Here is a 15,128-nt window from a genome sequence, read left to right as displayed (position 1 = left end):
CCCGTGCGGGGCTCAGACGCCCAGCGAACGGGCCAGTTCGCTCGTGGCCCGGGCGATCTCCGTGTCCTCGTCCGCCATCAGCCGGCCGAGCTCCCCGCTGCGCGCCCGTACCGCCTGGCGCGCGGCCCGTTCCCACACCACCGGGTTCTCCCGGCGGTTCATCAGCTTCGGGTAGAGGGCCGCGGTGCTCTCCCACTGCCGCGCGTCGGCGATGCTCTTGAGGAGCTGGATGATCTGCGGGCGGCAGGTCACGTGCGGCAGTTTCGCCAGCTCCCAGAGGAACGGAACGGTGGCGGCCGTCGCCTGCTCCACGACGAACCCGAACTGGCAGATCCGTTTCCGCAGGGCGTCGAGCGCGGACCGGGCCGTGTCGGCGTCACCGCACGCGATACCGCTCAGCAGCACGGGAATGGCCGCCGCCGACCCGGTGGAGTCCTGGATGTCGCCCCACGGCACGCGGTCCAGTGCCGTGAGCGGTGTGCTCCGGGCCAGCCCGGTGGGGGTGTCGGGGCGCTGGGGGCGCTCGCTGCTCGGGTGTTCCGTCGAAGCGCTGCGCATGGCGAGGGGCCTTTCCGCGACAGTCGTGTCAGATGGGTGGACAGGTCGACAACCGTGCCCAGACCGTCTTGCCCGCGGGAGGGGTGGTGGTCCAGCCCCACGCCTCGGACAGGGCGTCGACGATGCACAGGCCCCGGCCGTGTTCCTCCAGGGCCGGGTCGGCCGCGGGCGCGCGGACGGACAGCCGGTCGTCGGGGTCGGAGACGGTGACCAGGAGGAACGCCGGGTCCAGGCGGAAGGCCAGCAGTATCTCCGGCGCACCGGGCGTCTCCGGTGCCGCGTGCGTCGCGGCGTTGGTGGCGAGTTCGGTGACGACGAGGGTGGTGTCGTCGCAGCGGTGGTCGAGCGACCACCGCCGCAGGGTGTCCCGGGTGAAGGACCGGGCGCGGGCGAAGCCCTCACGACTGCACTCGAGGCGCAGGGCGACCGAGGCGTGGGGTGAAGCCGAGGCCGGCGGGGCGTGGGATGGCGCGGGTGTCTCCGGCGGCGGGAGCGCGGCCTCGTGCCGGGCCACGCCGCAGGGGCCGGCCGGGAAGCCGTCGATCGCCCCGGCCGCGCCCGGGGGCTCCGCAGTCGCACTCGGCGACTGGAGCACGGGCTGCGCTGGTGATGACACGGCGTCTCCCCGATGCGACGTCAGGACGCGACGTCAGCACGGGGGTTGACGCCGCGGCTATTATCCACGCCGACGGCGCCGCCGTGCAATTGCACGAGAAATTGCGTGAAAAACAAGCCGTCGTGGGTACGCGAGCCGGGTCGAGCACGGCTGAAGAGCAAGGAGACTGCGGTGCCACCAGTGCGGAACGGAGTGCAGGCCAGTTCGCTGGACACCTGCTGGATCAAGAGCCGGCACAGCAACGCCGAAGGCAACTGCGTCGAGGTCGCTCTGCTCGTCGACGGCGGGATCGCTCTGCGCAACTCCCGTGACCCCGACGGGCCGGCGCTCGTCTACACGGCGGCCGAGGTGGCCGCGTTCCTGGCCGGGGCGAAGGACGGCGAGTTCGACCACCTGGTCTGAGGAGGCGTCGTTCACGCGCGACCCCCGGGAACAAGCGGAGCCCGACTCCCCATTTGCGCATGGCTCCTGTGAAGAATGTGGAGAAGCTCGGCAGGATGCGATAGCGTAAATCGCCCTTGTGCCGGTCTGCTGGGAGTCAGGATGTCCGCCGCGTCGCATCGCATCTCCCGTCTGGAACCCTACCTGGACAGAGCCGAGCCGGCGCCGACGCTGCTGAAGATGCTGGTCGGTGTGCAGCTCGCCGGTTTCCGTGAGGACGCCGGACTCGCCCAGGACCAGGCGGCGCGCGCTGTCGGCTTCAGCGCCGCGAAACTGTCCCGCATCGAGTCGGGCAAGGGCCGCCGCCCGCCGACCGAGAACGACGTCCGCGCGCTGCTGCAGCTCTACCACACCGACGAGTACGAAGCCTCGGTGCTGATCAAGCTGCTGCAGCGCGCCGGTGAGCCGGGCTGGTGGCAGCGCTACGACAAGCGGCTGATGCCCGAGTGGTTCGACCGCCTGGTCGGCCTCCAGGAGGCCGCGGCCACGATCCGCACGTTCGAGATCCAGTACGTGCCCGGCCTGCTGCAGACACCCGCCTACACCAGGGCCGTGGTGGAACGCGGCCTGCCGAACGCGCCGGCGAACGAGGTGGAGCGGCGCGTCGAACTCCGCGAGACCCGGGCGCGGTTGCTGTGGCGGCCGGACGCCCCGCAGTTGTGGGCGGTCGTCGACGAGTCCGTGCTGCTGCGCGTCCTCGGCAGCACCGAGGTCATGCGGGAACAGCTCGCGCACCTCGTCGAGATGGCCGAGCGCCCCAACGTGACGGTGCAGATCGTGCCGCTGAGCGTCACGAACGCCTCGGCGCCCGCCATCCCGGTCACGTATCTGCGCTTCGGCGGCCTCGATCTGCCCGACGTGGTCTACCTGGAGCACATCAAGAGCGCCAACTTTCTCGAGGACCGCGACGAGACCGAGGAGTACCGGATCGCGCTGGACCGGCTCGCGGACGAGGCACTCAAGCCGCGCGAGTCGCTCGACCTGCTGCGCCGGACGATGGCGGAGCGCTACTCCTGACACACGGATGCCGCTCGTGGGAAACGTCCCACGAGCGGCATCCTGTCACGTCCGGGGCGGCAGCCCGGTCACTTCTCCAGGGGGATGCGCCCCACGCCGCCGAACTCGATCCACTCGTGAGTGAGCTGACGTGGCGCCACGTCCGTGTCCGGACGCCAGGTGGACACCTCCACGAGACCCGGCTCGAGGATCTCCAGGTCCTCGAAGTACGTCTCGACGTCCTTCGGTTCGCGCACCCGGCCCCAGTGCCCCTGGGTCGCCTTGTCCATGAAGTCGGTGACGAACGCGCGCACCTCGGGGTCCTCGCTGACCAATTGGCACATCACCATGAAGCTGCCGGGGGCGAGCCGTTCCCGGACCCGGCGGACCACGGCGAGCGGGCCGTCGGTGTCGCTGTCCGGTATACAGTGGAACACCGAGTTGAAGAGCACGCACACCGGCTCCGAGAAGTCGATCAGCCGCTTGGTGTCGGCGTGCCCGAGGATCAGGTCGGTGTCGCGCATGTCCGCGTGTATGACGGTCGTGCGCTCGTCCTGCTCCAGCAGGGCACGGCCGTGGACCAGCACCATCGGGTCGTTGTCGACGTACACCACGTGGGTCGTGGGGTCGATGCGCTGCGCGACCTGGTGGACGTTGTCCTGCGTGGGCAGGCCTGAGCCGTGGTCGAGGTACTGGCGGATGCCGTACTCCTCGGAGAGGGTCCTCACAACCCGCTGGAGAAAGCGGCGGTTGTTCAGGGCGAGGCGGCGCGTGCTGGGCACGACCTTGTCGAGTTCCTCGGTGGCGGCGCGGTCGGCCGCGTAGTTGTCCTTGCCGCCCAGGTAGTAGTCGTACATGCGTGCTGCCGTCGGCACGTTCGCGTCGATCTCGGTGGACAGCTGCTTCTCGGAGTGCATCGTTCCCCCTGCAAGGTGCCGCGCCAACGGACTGGCCGGACAGGAAATACATCCTAGGGAGCGGGAGTTGGGCCGTGCCAGTCCACTGGCGAAGGTGCCCGCGATCGAACGACCATGATCGGCCGCGTGTTGCCGCGAATCCGTTTTGCCCTCTTTGTGTGCTCTGAGTCACCGGTTCTCCGGTGGGTACCCACGGGGGGGTAGAGACCGTTCTCCTCAGGAGGTGGACCGGTGGGCACCTCGTCCGACCGCCTCGCGAACCCTCGGGGTCCGCGCACCCCGTACGCGCGCGGCGCGTCCTGGCCGGTCCGCACGGACACGCACCCGCGTGAGGGGACCGCCGAGCAGGACGTGGAGCGCTGGGTGCAGGCCGCGTCTCGACCGGGCGTACCTCGAGGCGCACACCGTCGGCTTCGAGGAACTCGCGGCCCGGGTCGAGGACTGCACCCCTGAGTGGGCGGCGGGGATCTGCGACGTGCCGGCTGCGCAGACCGAGCGGGCGGCGGACATCCTCGGCGGCGCAAGCGGCTGGTGTCCACCGTCCTCCAGGGCGTCTACCAGTCCCACCAGGCCACGGCGGCCGCCGTCCAGGTCGACAACCTAGGCCGTTGTGCCGCTTGTACGCGCGCCGGTGCAGCGGCCGGTCGTCGACGCGCAGCATCAGCGTGGCCCGCGTGCCGTCCAGCGTCAGCCGCCAGCCGCAGCAGCCCGGCGGGGGAGCGGCCCCGTCACGCCGGGAGCGGTAGGGCACCCCGAGCCGCCTGCGCCAGGGCCTCGCCGACGACGTCACCGGCGTCGTACCGGGGTGAAGGCCCGTCGGCCGAGGAAGGAGGCCGAGACCTCGACCGCGGCGGGTGCCGAGTCCTCGTGCCTGAGGGGCAGCAGGCGGTCGGTGTCGGTGAGCCGGGCGAGCTCGCCGAGCCGGTGCAGGTCCTGCCGGGCGGGTCCGCTGTCGGGGGACCGGGTGGCGAGCAGGAAGACGTCGTCGGCGGTGCGCAGCGGACGTGCGGGGCGGTGGGTGCGGAAACGGACTTCGCGGTGCCGCAGTTCGGTCACGGTGCCGAGCCCGGACCCCAGGACCTCGGCGGCGACCACGGCCTCCAGGCCGCGGAGGCAGCGCGCCACGAGGGGCGTGTGCATGGTGGTGCTCTTCCTCCACGTCGGCACTCGGGGCAGCGCTGCGCCGCCCCGTGTCGTCGGCGACGGGGGATCCTCGCTTCGCCGACGGTGCCTAGCGGAGGTGGAAGAAGTACGTCATGCGCGGGAGTCTGATCGGCGCGCCGGGTTTGAGAAGCGGTCTTCAAGGTCACCCGGAGGGGGACCAGGAGCCGGACACGACTGGGAGTGAGCTGACCGTGGCTGAAGAACAGAAGGCCAAGGCGAAGGCAGAGCAGGCCAAGGGCAAGGCCAAGGAGACGGTGGGTCGAGCGGTCGGCAACGAGCGCCTGACGGCCGAGGGCCGCGCCGAGCAGTCCAAGGGCGACGCCAGGCAGGCGAAGGAGAAGACGAAGGACGTCTTCAAGCACTGAAGCCGTCGGTCCGTGGTGGTGTGCCGTGTCCCGATGACGGGCGCGGCACACCACCATGCCTGCGAGCGGCCTGAAGGGGACCGGCCTCGTGTGCGTCCGCCTTACTCCTGGCCTCTCCTCGGACGTTCGCGGCCACGTCGATGCAAAGACGGAAGAGCGCGGGGCCCGCATGCCCCGCGCTCTTCCTGGCTCGCCGGGATCAGACCGCCGGAGCCGGGTACGTCGGGTACTCGACGCCGGACACGTGCTGCACGACACGGATGACCTGGCAGGAGTAACCGAACTCGTTGTCGTACCACAGGTAGAGGATCGCGTTGTCGCCCTCCACCTTGAGGGCGCCCGCGTCGACGATCGAGGCGTGGCGCGAGCCGATGAAGTCGCTGGAGACCGCGTCGGGCGCGCTGGTGAAGTCGATCTGGCGCTTCAGCGGGGAGGTCAGCGAGACCTCGCGCAGGTAGTCGAGGACCTCCTGGCGGGTGGTCTCCCGGGCGAGTTGCAGGTTGAGGATCGCGATGGAGACGTCGGGCACCGGCACCCGGATCGAGCTGCCCGTGATCTTCGCCTTGAGGTCGGGCAGGGCCTTGGCGACGGCGGAGGCGGCGCCGGTCTCGGTGATGACCATGTTGAGGGGCGCGGAACGGCCCCGGCGCTCGGACTTGTGGTAGTTGTCCAGCAGGTTCTGGTCGTTGGTGAACGAGTGGACGGTCTCCACGTGGCCGCGCTGCACGCCGAACTCGTCGTCCATCGCCTTCAGCGGCGGCACGATCGCGTTCGTGGTGCAGGACGCGCAGGACAGGATCTGCTCGTCCGGCTTGATCGTGTCGTGGTTGACGCCGTGGACGATGTTCGGGACGTCGCCCTTGCCGGGCGCGGTCAGCACGACCTTGTCGATGCCCGGGCGCAGATGCGTGGACAGGCCCTCGCGGTCGCGCCACTTGCCGGTGTTGTCGATGAGGATGGCGTCCTTGATGCCGTACGCCGTGTAGTCGACCTCGGACGGGTCGTTCGCGTAGATCACCTTGATGGCGTTGCCGTTGGCGACGATCGTGCTGGTCGCCTCGTCCACGGTGATCGTGCCCTGGAACTGGCCGTGGATGGAGTCCCGGCGCAGCAGCGAGGCACGCTTGACGATGTCCTGCTCGCCCCCGCCGCGCACGACGATGGCGCGCAGGCGCAGGCCGTTGCCCGAGCCGGCCTTCTCGATGAGCAGGCGGGCCACGAGCCGGCCGATGCGGCCGAAGCCGTACAGGACGACGTCGCGTCCCTCACGCCGCTCGATCTTGCTGGCGCCCGTGGCGCCGGCGACGGCCTCGGCCGTGAACTCGGCGACCGTCAGGCCCCGGTCGTCCTCGCGGTACGTCGCGGCGAGCATGCCGATGTCGATCTGGGACGGACCGAGGTCGAGCTCCGCGAGCGTCTGCAGGAACGGCAGCGTGTCGGTGACCGAGAGCTCCGCGCCGGCGATCTGCCGGGCGAACCGGTGGGTCTTCAGGATGCTGACCACCGACTTGTTCACCAGGGAGCGGCTGTGCAGCAGGACGGTCACGTCCCGCTCCCGGTGCAGCTTCCCGATGATCGGGATCATCGACTCCGCGATCTCCTCGCGGTTCTTCCAGTTGGTGAACGAGTCGTCGTCTACAGTCACGAGTCCATCTTTCGAGCTAGGCGGCGCTCATATGTTAAACCGTCGATGTCCCGGCCCTGAACGGGGTGCCCCACGGCGTCCGGCCGCCCTCCGCGCGCCCCCGGCGGCACCGCCTGAGACGATCGGAGAACGGAGCTTCCGCGCGGAAGGGACGCGCATGGACTACGACGCCGTGGCCGACGAGCTGTACGCCCTGCGGCCGGAGGAGTTCACCTCCGCCCGTGCGTCGGCCGTCGCCGCCGCCCGCACCGCGGGCGACCGGGACCTCGCGTCGCGGATCGGCGCGCTGCGCAAGCCCAGCCTCGCGGCCTGGGTCGGCAATCTGCTCGTCCGCGGCCGGCCCGGTGAGGTCGAGCCGCTGCTCCGGCTGGGGGAAGGGCTGCGGCAGGCGCACCGGGACCTGGACGGCGCGCAGCTGCGCGAGCTGAGCCGCCACCGGAACGCACTCGTCCGCGCGCTGTCCCTGCAGGCCAGGCAGCTCGCCGCGGAAGCCGGTCATCCGATCGGCGCGAGCGTGCAGCGCGAGGTGGAGAACACCCTGCACGCCGTCCTCGCCGACTCTGGGGCCGCCGAGGCCTGGGCGGCCGGACGCCTGACCAAGCCGCTCGACGCGGCCGTCGGCTTCCCGGCCGCGGCCGACGGCGCCGCACCCCGGCGCCGTGCGTCTCCGCCCGCGGAGGCCGCCCCCGCCCGGCCTGCCGGGAAGGCCGACGAGCAGCACAGACGACGCCTGGCCGAGGCGCGCCGGGCCGCAGAGGCCGCCGAGCGGGAGCTGCGCGCCGTACGCGAGGATGCGGAGACGGCCGACCGGGTGGTGGACGATGCGAAACAGCAGGTCGAACGCCTGCAGCAACGCGTCGGCGAGCTCACCGGGGCACTGGAGCGGGCCAGGGCCGAACACCAGCAGGCCCGCCTCGCCGAACGCACGGCCCGGGAAGAGGCACGGGCCGTCGAACGCCGCGTCCGTGACGCGTCCCGCCGGGCGTCGACGGCGGCGGCCCGGCTCGAACGGCTGACATCGGTGAAGGCCTGAGCGAGCCGCTCGGAAAGGCCTGGGCGAGCCGCTCGGTGATGGCCCGGGCTGGCCCCTGCCGTCGTAGGCGCTCCTCAGGGTCCACGGTCCGGCACGCCACCCGCACGTTCTGTGTCCGGTGTCTGTGTCCAGCGGATCTACCTCGCTGATGTGATGGAGTTCGCAAGTCGAGGGTGGAGCGGCTCCCCATGTCCTCACCGGCGCGACACCAAAATTGAACCGTTAGTTTTCTTGAACCGTTCGTGTTTGTGCCGCTAGGTTGTCGGCATGACCGCATCCCGGACCCCGACCGCCGAGGAGCTGCGCGGTGCCGGCCTGCGGGTGACGGCCGCTCGCGTCGCGCTGCTGGAGACCGTGCGGGACGGCGACCACCTCGGCGCCGAGGCGATCGCCTCCGCAGTGCGCGTCCGCGTGGGCCACATCTCCGTCCAGGCCGTCTACGAGGGGCTCCACGCCCTCACCGCGGCCGGACTCATACGCCGCCTCGAACCACCCGGCAGCCCGGCCCTCTACGAGGGGCGGGTCGGCGACAACCACCACCACCTCGTGTGCCGGTCGTGCGGAGCCGTCGCCGACGTCGACTGCGCGGTCGGCCACGCCCCCTGCCTGACCGCGTCCGACGACCGCGGCTTCGCCGTCGACGAGGCCGAGGTCATCTACTGGGGTCTGTGCCCCGGCTGTTCCACCGCCCGCAGTTCCTGAGCACGTGATCCACCCAGCACCGTGATCCACCCCGTCCGGAAGGATTCCCATGACCGAGAACCACGACGCGATCATCACTGATGCGAAGCAGGCGGAGACGGGCGGCTGCCCGGTCGCGCACGACCGGGCACCGCACCCGACCCAGGGCGGCGGCAACCGTCAGTGGTGGCCGGAGCGCCTCAACCTGAAGATCCTCGCCAAGAACCCCGAGGTCGCCAACCCGCTCGGCGGCGGGTTCGACTACGCCGAGGCGTTCCGGACCCTTGACCTCGCGGCCGTGAAGCGGGACATCGCGGAGGTGCTCACCACCTCCCAGGACTGGTGGCCCGCCGACTTCGGCAACTACGGCCCCCTGATGATCCGGATGGCGTGGCACAGCGCGGGCACCTACCGCATCAGCGACGGCCGCGGCGGCGCCGGCGCGGGCCAGCAGCGCTTCGCCCCGCTCAACAGCTGGCCGGACAACGGCAACCTCGACAAGGCCCGCCGCCTGCTGTGGCCGGTCAAGAAGAAGTACGGCCAGTCCGTCTCCTGGGCCGACCTGCTGGTCCTCACCGGCAACGTCGCCCTGGAGCAGATGGGCTTCGAGACCTTCGGCTTCGCAGGCGGCCGCGCGGACGTCTGGGAGGCCGACGAGGACGTCTACTGGGGCCCCGAGACCACCTGGCTCGACGACCGGCGCTACTCCGGCGACCGCGAGCTGGAGAACCCTCTGGCCGCCGTCCAGATGGGCCTCATCTACGTCAACCCCGAGGGCCCGAACGGCAACCCGGACCCGCTGGCCGCGGCCCGCGACATCCGCGAGACGTTCCGCCGCATGGCGATGAACGACGAGGAGACCGTCGCCCTGATCGCCGGCGGTCACACCTTCGGCAAGACCCACGGCGCCGGCCCCGCCGACCACGTCGGCGCCGACCCCGAGGCCGCCTCCATGGAGGAGATGGGCCTGGGCTGGAAGAACACCTACGGCACGGGCAAGGGCGGCGACACCATCACCTCCGGCCTGGAGGTCACCTGGACCGCCACGCCGACCCAGTGGAGCAACGGCTTCTTCAAGAACCTCTTCGAGTTCGAGTACGAGCTCGAGCAGAGCCCGGCCGGCGCCCACCAGTGGGTCGCCAAGGACGCCCCGGAGGTCGTCCCGGACGCGCACGACCCGTCGAAGAAGCACCGCCCGAAGATGCTCACGACCGACCTGGCGCTGCGCTTCGACCCGATCTACGAGCCCATCTCCCGCCGCTTCTACGAGAACCCGGAGGAGTTCGCGGACGCCTTCGCCCGCGCCTGGTTCAAGCTGACCCACCGTGACATGGGCCCGAAGTCCCTGTACCTCGGCCCGGAGGTCCCGGAGGAGACCCTCATCTGGCAGGACCCGCTGCCCGAGGCCGAGGGCGAGCCCATCGACGCCGCCGACATCGCGGCGCTGAAGACCAGGCTCCTGGAGTCGGGCCTGTCCGTAGCGCAGCTGGTGTCCACCGCGTGGGCGTCGGCGTCCACCTTCCGCGGCAGCGACAAGCGCGGCGGCGCCAACGGCGCCCGCATCCGCCTGGAGCCGCAGCGCGGCTGGGAGGTCAACGAGCCCGACGAGCTGGCCCAGGTCCTGCGCGTCCTGGAGGGCGTCCAGCAGGAGTTCAACTCCGGCGCCGGCGCCAAGAAGGTGTCCCTGGCCGACCTGATCGTCCTCGGTGGCTCCGCCGCCGTCGAGAAGGCCGCCGAGGACGCCGGCTTCCAGGTGGAGGTGCCCTTCACCGCGGGCCGCGTGGACGCGACGGAGGAGCACACCGACGCCGAGTCCTTCGAGGCGCTCGAGCCGACCGCCGACGGGTTCCGCAACTACCTCGGCAAGGGCAACCGCCTGCCGGCCGAGTACCTGCTGCTCGACCGGGCGAACCTGCTCACCCTGAGCGCCCCCGAGATGACCGTCCTGGTCGGTGGCCTGCGCGTCCTGGGCGCCAACCACCAGCAGTCCCCGCTCGGGGCCTTCACCGGGACGCCCGGCGTGCTGACCAACGACTTCTTCGTCAACCTGCTCGACCTGGGCATCACGTGGAAGTCGACGTCCGAGGACCAGACCGCCTTCGAGGGCCGCGACGCCGCCACCGGCGAGGTCAAGTGGACCGGCTCCCGCGCCGACCTGGTCTTCGGCTCGAACTCCGAGCTGAGGGCCCTCGCGGAGGTGTACGCGAGTGACGACGCCAAGGAGAAGTTCGTCCACGACTTCGTCGCGGCGTGGGTCAAGGTCATGAACCTGGACCGGTTCGACCTGGTCTGATCCAACCCCGCCTGACAGGACGCCCCGGGCCGGCCGGCCCGGGGCGTCCCGTGTACTTCTGAGGGCACGTCAAATTCCTGTCAGGGCAAGGGAATTGCTCATCCAACTCCTGTCATGAAAGGGCAAGGAACGCGACCCGGCCCACGTCCGGGCATACGTTCGGGTCGTGACCACAGGCCCCGCCGCCCCCGAAGGCGCGAGGCCCGCCCCGCACGCCTTGGCCGGTTCCCGGCCGGCCACCGGCGGCCCCGTGCGCCGCACCGTCCTGCGCACCGCGCTCACCGGGGCGGCAGCCCTCGGAGCCGGCCTCGCCGCCGCACCCGCCACCGCCGTCACGCGTACCCGGGACACGCCCCTGCGGCACACCACCCCCGACGAGGCGCTGAGGGAGCCGGCCGGGGGAAACCGCCGCTGGCGCGCCCACCGGGAACGGCACCCGCACGAAGACCCCGTCGTCCGGTAGGCGTTGACCACCGGCCAGTACCCCTTCGCGGTCGTCCTCGGCTGCATCGACTCCCGCGTGCCCCCGGAACTGGTCTTCGACCAGGGTCTGGGCGACCTGATGACCGTCCGGACCGCCGGCGAGGTCCTCGACGAGGCCGTCCCCGGCCGCGTCGCCTACGGCGTCCTGGAACTCGCCATACCCCTGGTCGTCGTGCTCGGCCACCAGTCGTGCGGCGCCGTCCGGGCCGCCGTGGAGGCGGAGCGGTCCGGGAACCGCCTGCCCGCCCACATGCAGTACCTGGTCGACCGGATCAGCCCCGCCATGGACCACGGCGAGGAGGGGGACGCCCGGATCGACGCGACCGTCAGCGCCGACGTCCGGCTCGTGCGCTCCGGACTGGCCGCGGACCCGAGCCCGCCGCGCGGGTCGCCTCCGGCCGGCTGGCGATCCTCGGCGCCCGCTGCGAACTGACCACCCAGGTCGTCCGCCGCATCGCGTGAGCGGCGCCCGGTCCACCGCACAGGCCGGCGGACCGGGCCGCCCCGTCAGGCCCTCAGCGGGTTGCGGCGCGCCGCCGCCAGCAGGTACCAGGCGGTCGCGCCGGTGTGCCGGTACGGGTAGTAGCCGAAGCCGAATCCCGTGTCCAGCGGGCTGCTCGCGGACACCACGCCACTGCGCTGGGGAAGCGCCGCCCCTCCCACGGTCTGGCCGCCACCCAGCAGGTCCTGCGCCAGCTCGGTCGACGCCAGCAGCCGCCGGGCGCGTGCCTCGTCACCGCGCGCCCCGCGCTCCCGCAGGGCGAGCGCGAGATGGGCCGTGCCCTCGAACCACACGGCGTTGCGGTCCGGCTTCGGCTGGCCTGCCGCGATCGGCGCGTCCTCGTCGGCGAGGAGGCTCGCCGAGCTGAAGGTGACCCCCTCGTACGACTGGCCCGCGGGGACGGTGCTGTTGGGGCGGCCGGAGTGGTCCCGGACGGCCAGTTCGGCCGCCGCCCAGTCCAGTGAGCGGCCGTATCCCCGCGTCCGGTCGCCGAACGCGAGGTACGTCCAGGTCTGGGTGTCCTCCGGGACCGGCGACCTGTTCACGGTCACGCCGTCGTTGGTACCGGTGTAGAAGAATCCGCCGGACGGCTCCCACATGCGCCGCACGAACGCCTCGGCCCGCTCGCGCCGTTCGCGCCACACCCGGTCACCGGTGAGCCGGGCCAGACGCCCGAACAGGCAGACCAGGTCCGTGTTGTGCTCGGTGGAGGTGAACGGCAGTTTCTGGTTGGCCCCGTCCACCCCGAACTTGTAGCCGCCCAGCGGCTCGTCCGTGCGGCCGGTCCGTTCGATCCACTCACCGATCCGCGTCGCGCCCGTGAGGAAGCGGCGTGCCTTGGTGCGCCGGGCGAGGGCGCTCAGCGCGATGCCCGCCCAGGCCATGTCGCCCACCGCCGTGCCCGTGAAGCCGAACTGCGTCCCGACGTTGACGGTTCCGTCCGGCCGTACGAAGCCGTCCGGCTGCGGGGAGCCGTCGTAGAAGGTGTACGGCCCGACGTTGTAGGCCTGCCGGAGCCTGCCGTCGTCGTACACCGGGTCGTGCAGCTGGGCGTAGAGCAGGGCGTCGCCCAGCGCCTTCGCCCGGGTCAGGCCGTCCGCGGTGCCGGCCGCGAGGTGTGCCAGGACGGCCAGGGCGTTGTCGTACGTGAACGCGGTGCTGAACAGGCCGGCCTGGTCCGTGTAGCTCTGGGTGAGGCGGATGTGCCCGTGGTCCGGATAGGCGTCCATGGCGGCGGCGAGGAAGGCCCGCCCCCGGGCCGGGGCGGACCGGGGCCCGGACGCGGTCGAGCCGGCCGCCCATGCCGGTCCGGTGCCGACCGCGGCCGTTCCCGCGGCGCCGAGTCCGGCCCCGATGAGCGTGCGCCGGCTCAGCGCCGGGCCTTGTCTGCCAGTCATGGATCTCCCCTTGAGAGCGCTCTCAACGATGCGCGCTCATTCTGCTGGCGCGCCGGGGGAGGGTCAACGCCCTGGTCGAGAGGAGATCCGCCGAGGAGAGGCGGAACCGGCCGGACGGCGGGTGGTTCACTCGCAGACGATCTCGTCACGCGGTGTGTAATGGGTGCGGAACGGCTCGCGCCGCACCTCCCGGCCGTCGTTGTAGAACACTCGCTCCACGGTGACGTCGAACCCTTCGAGCGGTGTCTGCGGCACGCACTCCTTGTCGTCGCTCACCTTCTTCTCCGGCTCCTTCACGTTGGTGCGCGGCCCCGTGACGGACCGGACCCCCTCGTACGCGCGGGTGCCGAGGAAGGAGACGCTCACCGACGTGTCCGTGGACTCGGCCTGGATGTAGAGGGCCTTGCCCGAGTCGTTGGTGAACCGCAGATCGAGACTGCCCCAGGCGACCGTGGCCTCGCGGCCCTCCGGGTAGCGCTCGATGTAGAACGAGTGCGCCCCGTGCTCCACGGGCCGGACCCCGGCGAAGAACAGCGCGTTGTACACGGTCGTCGCCACGGTCGAGACGCCACCGCCGGCCGCCTTGGTGTACTTGTCGTCGAGGATGATGATGCCCTCCGTGAAGCCGTTCGCCTCGGTGCGCTCCCCGACGGTCCGGTTGAAGCTCCACGTCTCGCCCGGCTGCACGACGGAGCCGTTGATGAGCTCCACCGCCCGGCCGATGTTCTTCGTCCGGTACTCGGCCGGTTCGAACTCCACCGCGAAGGAGGACATCGTCTCGGTCAGCCCCAGCCGCGCGGCGTTCTCGCGGGTCACCTCGGGCTGGATCCCGCGCACCTCCACCTCGCCGCCGCGGGCCTCGCCCGACCGGGTCAGCAGCGGCAGCACGGCCTTGCCGAGCGCCTTGTCCGTGACCTCCTGGCCGATCGTGGCGTCCCGGGAGATCACGGCCCGGTCGCCGTCCGGCCGGAGCTCGGCGTTCTTCGCGGTGGTGGTGACCTCGTCGAGGGGTCCGGCCACCTCGGGCTCCTCGCGCAGCCCCTTCGCGTCGAGTTCCGGCCGGAGCGTGCCGCTGTCGTCCGCCCGCAGGGCCAGGTGATCGCCCAGCACCTCGGGGCTCACCGAGAAGCGCTCGCCGGCCGCGGTGAGCGTGACGGGCGCGGACACGGCCGGCTGCGCGAACGCGCGCACCGCCCGGCGCACCTCCTCGGCCGTCACCTTCGGCCGGGTCTCGCGGGTGGGCAGGGCCGTCACCGCACCGGCGTCACCGCGCAGGAAGGACGCGCGCAGGGGAGCGACCGCGCCTTCCACGTCCAGGGCGTAGCCGGTGCGCGGGGCGGTCTGCTCGACCTTCCCGTCCCGGAAGCCGACGGCACCGTCCCGGACCTTCTGGTCGAGCCCCTTCGCCAGCTGCCCGAGGGCGGCCCGGGCCTTGCCCTCGTCGACGCGCACGACGGGCTCGATGGCGCCGCCCTCGTGGAAGAACGCGCCGACCACGCCCACGGGGTCGCTGCCGGTGCGCACCGCCCGGTCGACGGTCTCCTGGACGTCGTAGGACAGCCCGGCGCGCCGCGGGTCCACCGTGGCCGTCCGGTCACCGACCCGTACGGGCAGGTCCCGCGCGCCGGCCGCCCCCAGGTACCGCTCCAGCTTCCGCACCGCCTCGGCGCGGCTCAGCCCCCCGATCTCGACGCCGCGCACCGTCGTACCGGCTTCGATCTCCCCGCCGGTGACGAGGAGCCCGGCGAGATACAGCCCGCCGACGCCCACGGCGAGGGCTCCGCCGGTCAGGGCCAGGGAAGGGAGGGAGGTGGCGCGGCGGGTGGTGGTCATTCGAGGGCGCATGGGACTCCTGAAGACATGGGGTGCGCCCGGCGTCGTTGCTGCGGGCAAACACCTCCAGCTATGCACACCCCGGCGGCACAGTGGTATGGCCCAGACCACTTATGTCCGAGATCATTCCGAAAAGGCCCCGTCGCCGCTCTCGCCCGCACCCGGCCACAGAATGGTAACGACGAACAACCCTCCGGTCATTGG

The 15,128-nt window shown here is 71.6% G+C and carries 13 protein-coding genes and 2 pseudogenes; 8 read left to right on the top strand and 7 right to left on the bottom strand.

The window, feature by feature from the left end; all coding sequences use genetic code 11:
- Positions 1-12 precede the first annotated feature (12 nt).
- Positions 13-558 (bottom strand): hypothetical protein, encoded by a 546-nt coding sequence (locus tag ACFW6P_RS16140; RefSeq protein WP_386355217.1) that lies wholly within the window; start codon positions 556-558, stop codon positions 13-15.
- Positions 559-586: 28 nt separating this feature from the next.
- Positions 587-1,174 carry an ATP-binding protein gene (locus ACFW6P_RS16135; RefSeq protein WP_386423974.1) on the bottom strand — a complete coding sequence of 196 codons (588 nt, stop codon included), beginning with the start codon at positions 1,172-1,174 and terminating at the stop codon, positions 587-589.
- A gap of 171 nt (positions 1,175-1,345) precedes the next feature.
- Here ACFW6P_RS16135 and ACFW6P_RS16130 point away from each other — a divergent pair, with 171 nt between their 5' ends.
- Positions 1,346-1,576: a DUF397 domain-containing protein gene (locus ACFW6P_RS16130; RefSeq protein WP_386355212.1), complete on the top strand. Its 231-nt coding sequence runs from the start codon at positions 1,346-1,348 to the stop codon at positions 1,574-1,576.
- A gap of 141 nt (positions 1,577-1,717) precedes the next feature.
- Entirely contained in the window at positions 1,718-2,632 is a 915-nt protein-coding gene (locus tag ACFW6P_RS16125; RefSeq protein ID WP_386423972.1) for a helix-turn-helix domain-containing protein, read from the top strand.
- A 68-nt stretch (positions 2,633-2,700) separates the two neighbouring features.
- Here the strand turns inward: ACFW6P_RS16125 and ACFW6P_RS16120 are convergent, their stop codons facing one another.
- Positions 2,701-3,528, bottom strand: coding sequence for an SAM-dependent methyltransferase (locus ACFW6P_RS16120; protein WP_386355206.1), 828 nt, complete (start codon positions 3,526-3,528; stop codon positions 2,701-2,703).
- Between the two features lie 373 nt (positions 3,529-3,901).
- On the opposite strand from ACFW6P_RS16120, the pseudogene ACFW6P_RS16115 reads away from it, so the two are divergent.
- A pseudogene (locus ACFW6P_RS16115) lies at positions 3,902-4,131 on the top strand (nitrate reductase); the annotation flags it as partial.
- Positions 4,132-4,314: 183 nt separating this feature from the next.
- Here the strand turns inward: ACFW6P_RS16115 and ACFW6P_RS16110 are convergent.
- Complete coding sequence (locus ACFW6P_RS16110; RefSeq protein ID WP_386359488.1) at positions 4,315-4,668, bottom strand: hypothetical protein; 354 nt, start codon at positions 4,666-4,668, stop codon at positions 4,315-4,317.
- A gap of 215 nt (positions 4,669-4,883) precedes the next feature.
- Between ACFW6P_RS16110 and ACFW6P_RS16105 the strand changes: the two genes are divergently transcribed.
- Positions 4,884-5,057, top strand: coding sequence for a CsbD family protein (locus tag ACFW6P_RS16105; RefSeq protein ID WP_003995073.1), 174 nt, complete (start codon positions 4,884-4,886; stop codon positions 5,055-5,057).
- A gap of 199 nt (positions 5,058-5,256) precedes the next feature.
- Here the strand turns inward: ACFW6P_RS16105 and ACFW6P_RS16100 are convergent, their stop codons facing one another.
- Positions 5,257-6,702, bottom strand: a complete 1,446-nt coding sequence (locus tag ACFW6P_RS16100; protein WP_386359486.1) for a glyceraldehyde-3-phosphate dehydrogenase — start codon at positions 6,700-6,702, stop codon at positions 5,257-5,259.
- Positions 6,703-6,859: 157 nt separating this feature from the next.
- Between ACFW6P_RS16100 and ACFW6P_RS16095 the strand changes: the two genes are divergently transcribed.
- From ACFW6P_RS16095 to ACFW6P_RS16080, 4 genes and pseudogenes are all read left to right on the top strand, one after another.
- The gene (locus ACFW6P_RS16095) at positions 6,860-7,735 is read left to right on the top strand and encodes a hypothetical protein (RefSeq protein WP_386423970.1); all 876 of its coding nucleotides are present in this window, start codon (positions 6,860-6,862) and stop codon (positions 7,733-7,735) included.
- Between the two features lie 267 nt (positions 7,736-8,002).
- Entirely contained in the window at positions 8,003-8,437 is a 435-nt protein-coding gene (locus tag ACFW6P_RS16090; RefSeq protein WP_386359484.1) for a Fur family transcriptional regulator, read from the top strand.
- 49 nt (positions 8,438-8,486) lie between these two features.
- Positions 8,487-10,709 (top strand): catalase/peroxidase HPI, encoded by a 2,223-nt coding sequence (gene katG / locus ACFW6P_RS16085; RefSeq protein ID WP_386359483.1) that lies wholly within the window; start codon positions 8,487-8,489, stop codon positions 10,707-10,709.
- 217 nt (positions 10,710-10,926) lie between these two features.
- Positions 10,927-11,654, top strand: a pseudogene (locus ACFW6P_RS16080) (carbonic anhydrase).
- A 45-nt stretch (positions 11,655-11,699) separates the two neighbouring features.
- Here ACFW6P_RS16080 and ACFW6P_RS16075 read toward each other — a convergent pair.
- Both ACFW6P_RS16075 and ACFW6P_RS16070 read right to left on the bottom strand, forming a co-directional pair.
- Positions 11,700-13,091, bottom strand: a complete 1,392-nt coding sequence (locus ACFW6P_RS16075; protein ID WP_386423968.1) for a Tat pathway signal sequence domain protein — start codon at positions 13,089-13,091, stop codon at positions 11,700-11,702.
- A 126-nt stretch (positions 13,092-13,217) separates the two neighbouring features.
- On the bottom strand, positions 13,218-14,936 hold the full coding sequence (locus tag ACFW6P_RS16070) for a VanW family protein (RefSeq protein ID WP_386359481.1): 1,719 nt from the start codon (positions 14,934-14,936) through the stop codon (positions 13,218-13,220).
- Positions 14,937-15,128: the final 192 nt, after the last annotated feature.

It is taken from the genome of Streptomyces sp. NPDC058741, from assembly GCF_042746715.1.
Lineage (GTDB): Bacteria > Actinomycetota > Actinomycetes > Streptomycetales > Streptomycetaceae > Streptomyces.
Note: the sequence above shows the minus strand (reverse complement) of the source record. Positions and strands in the feature narration are given on the sequence as shown.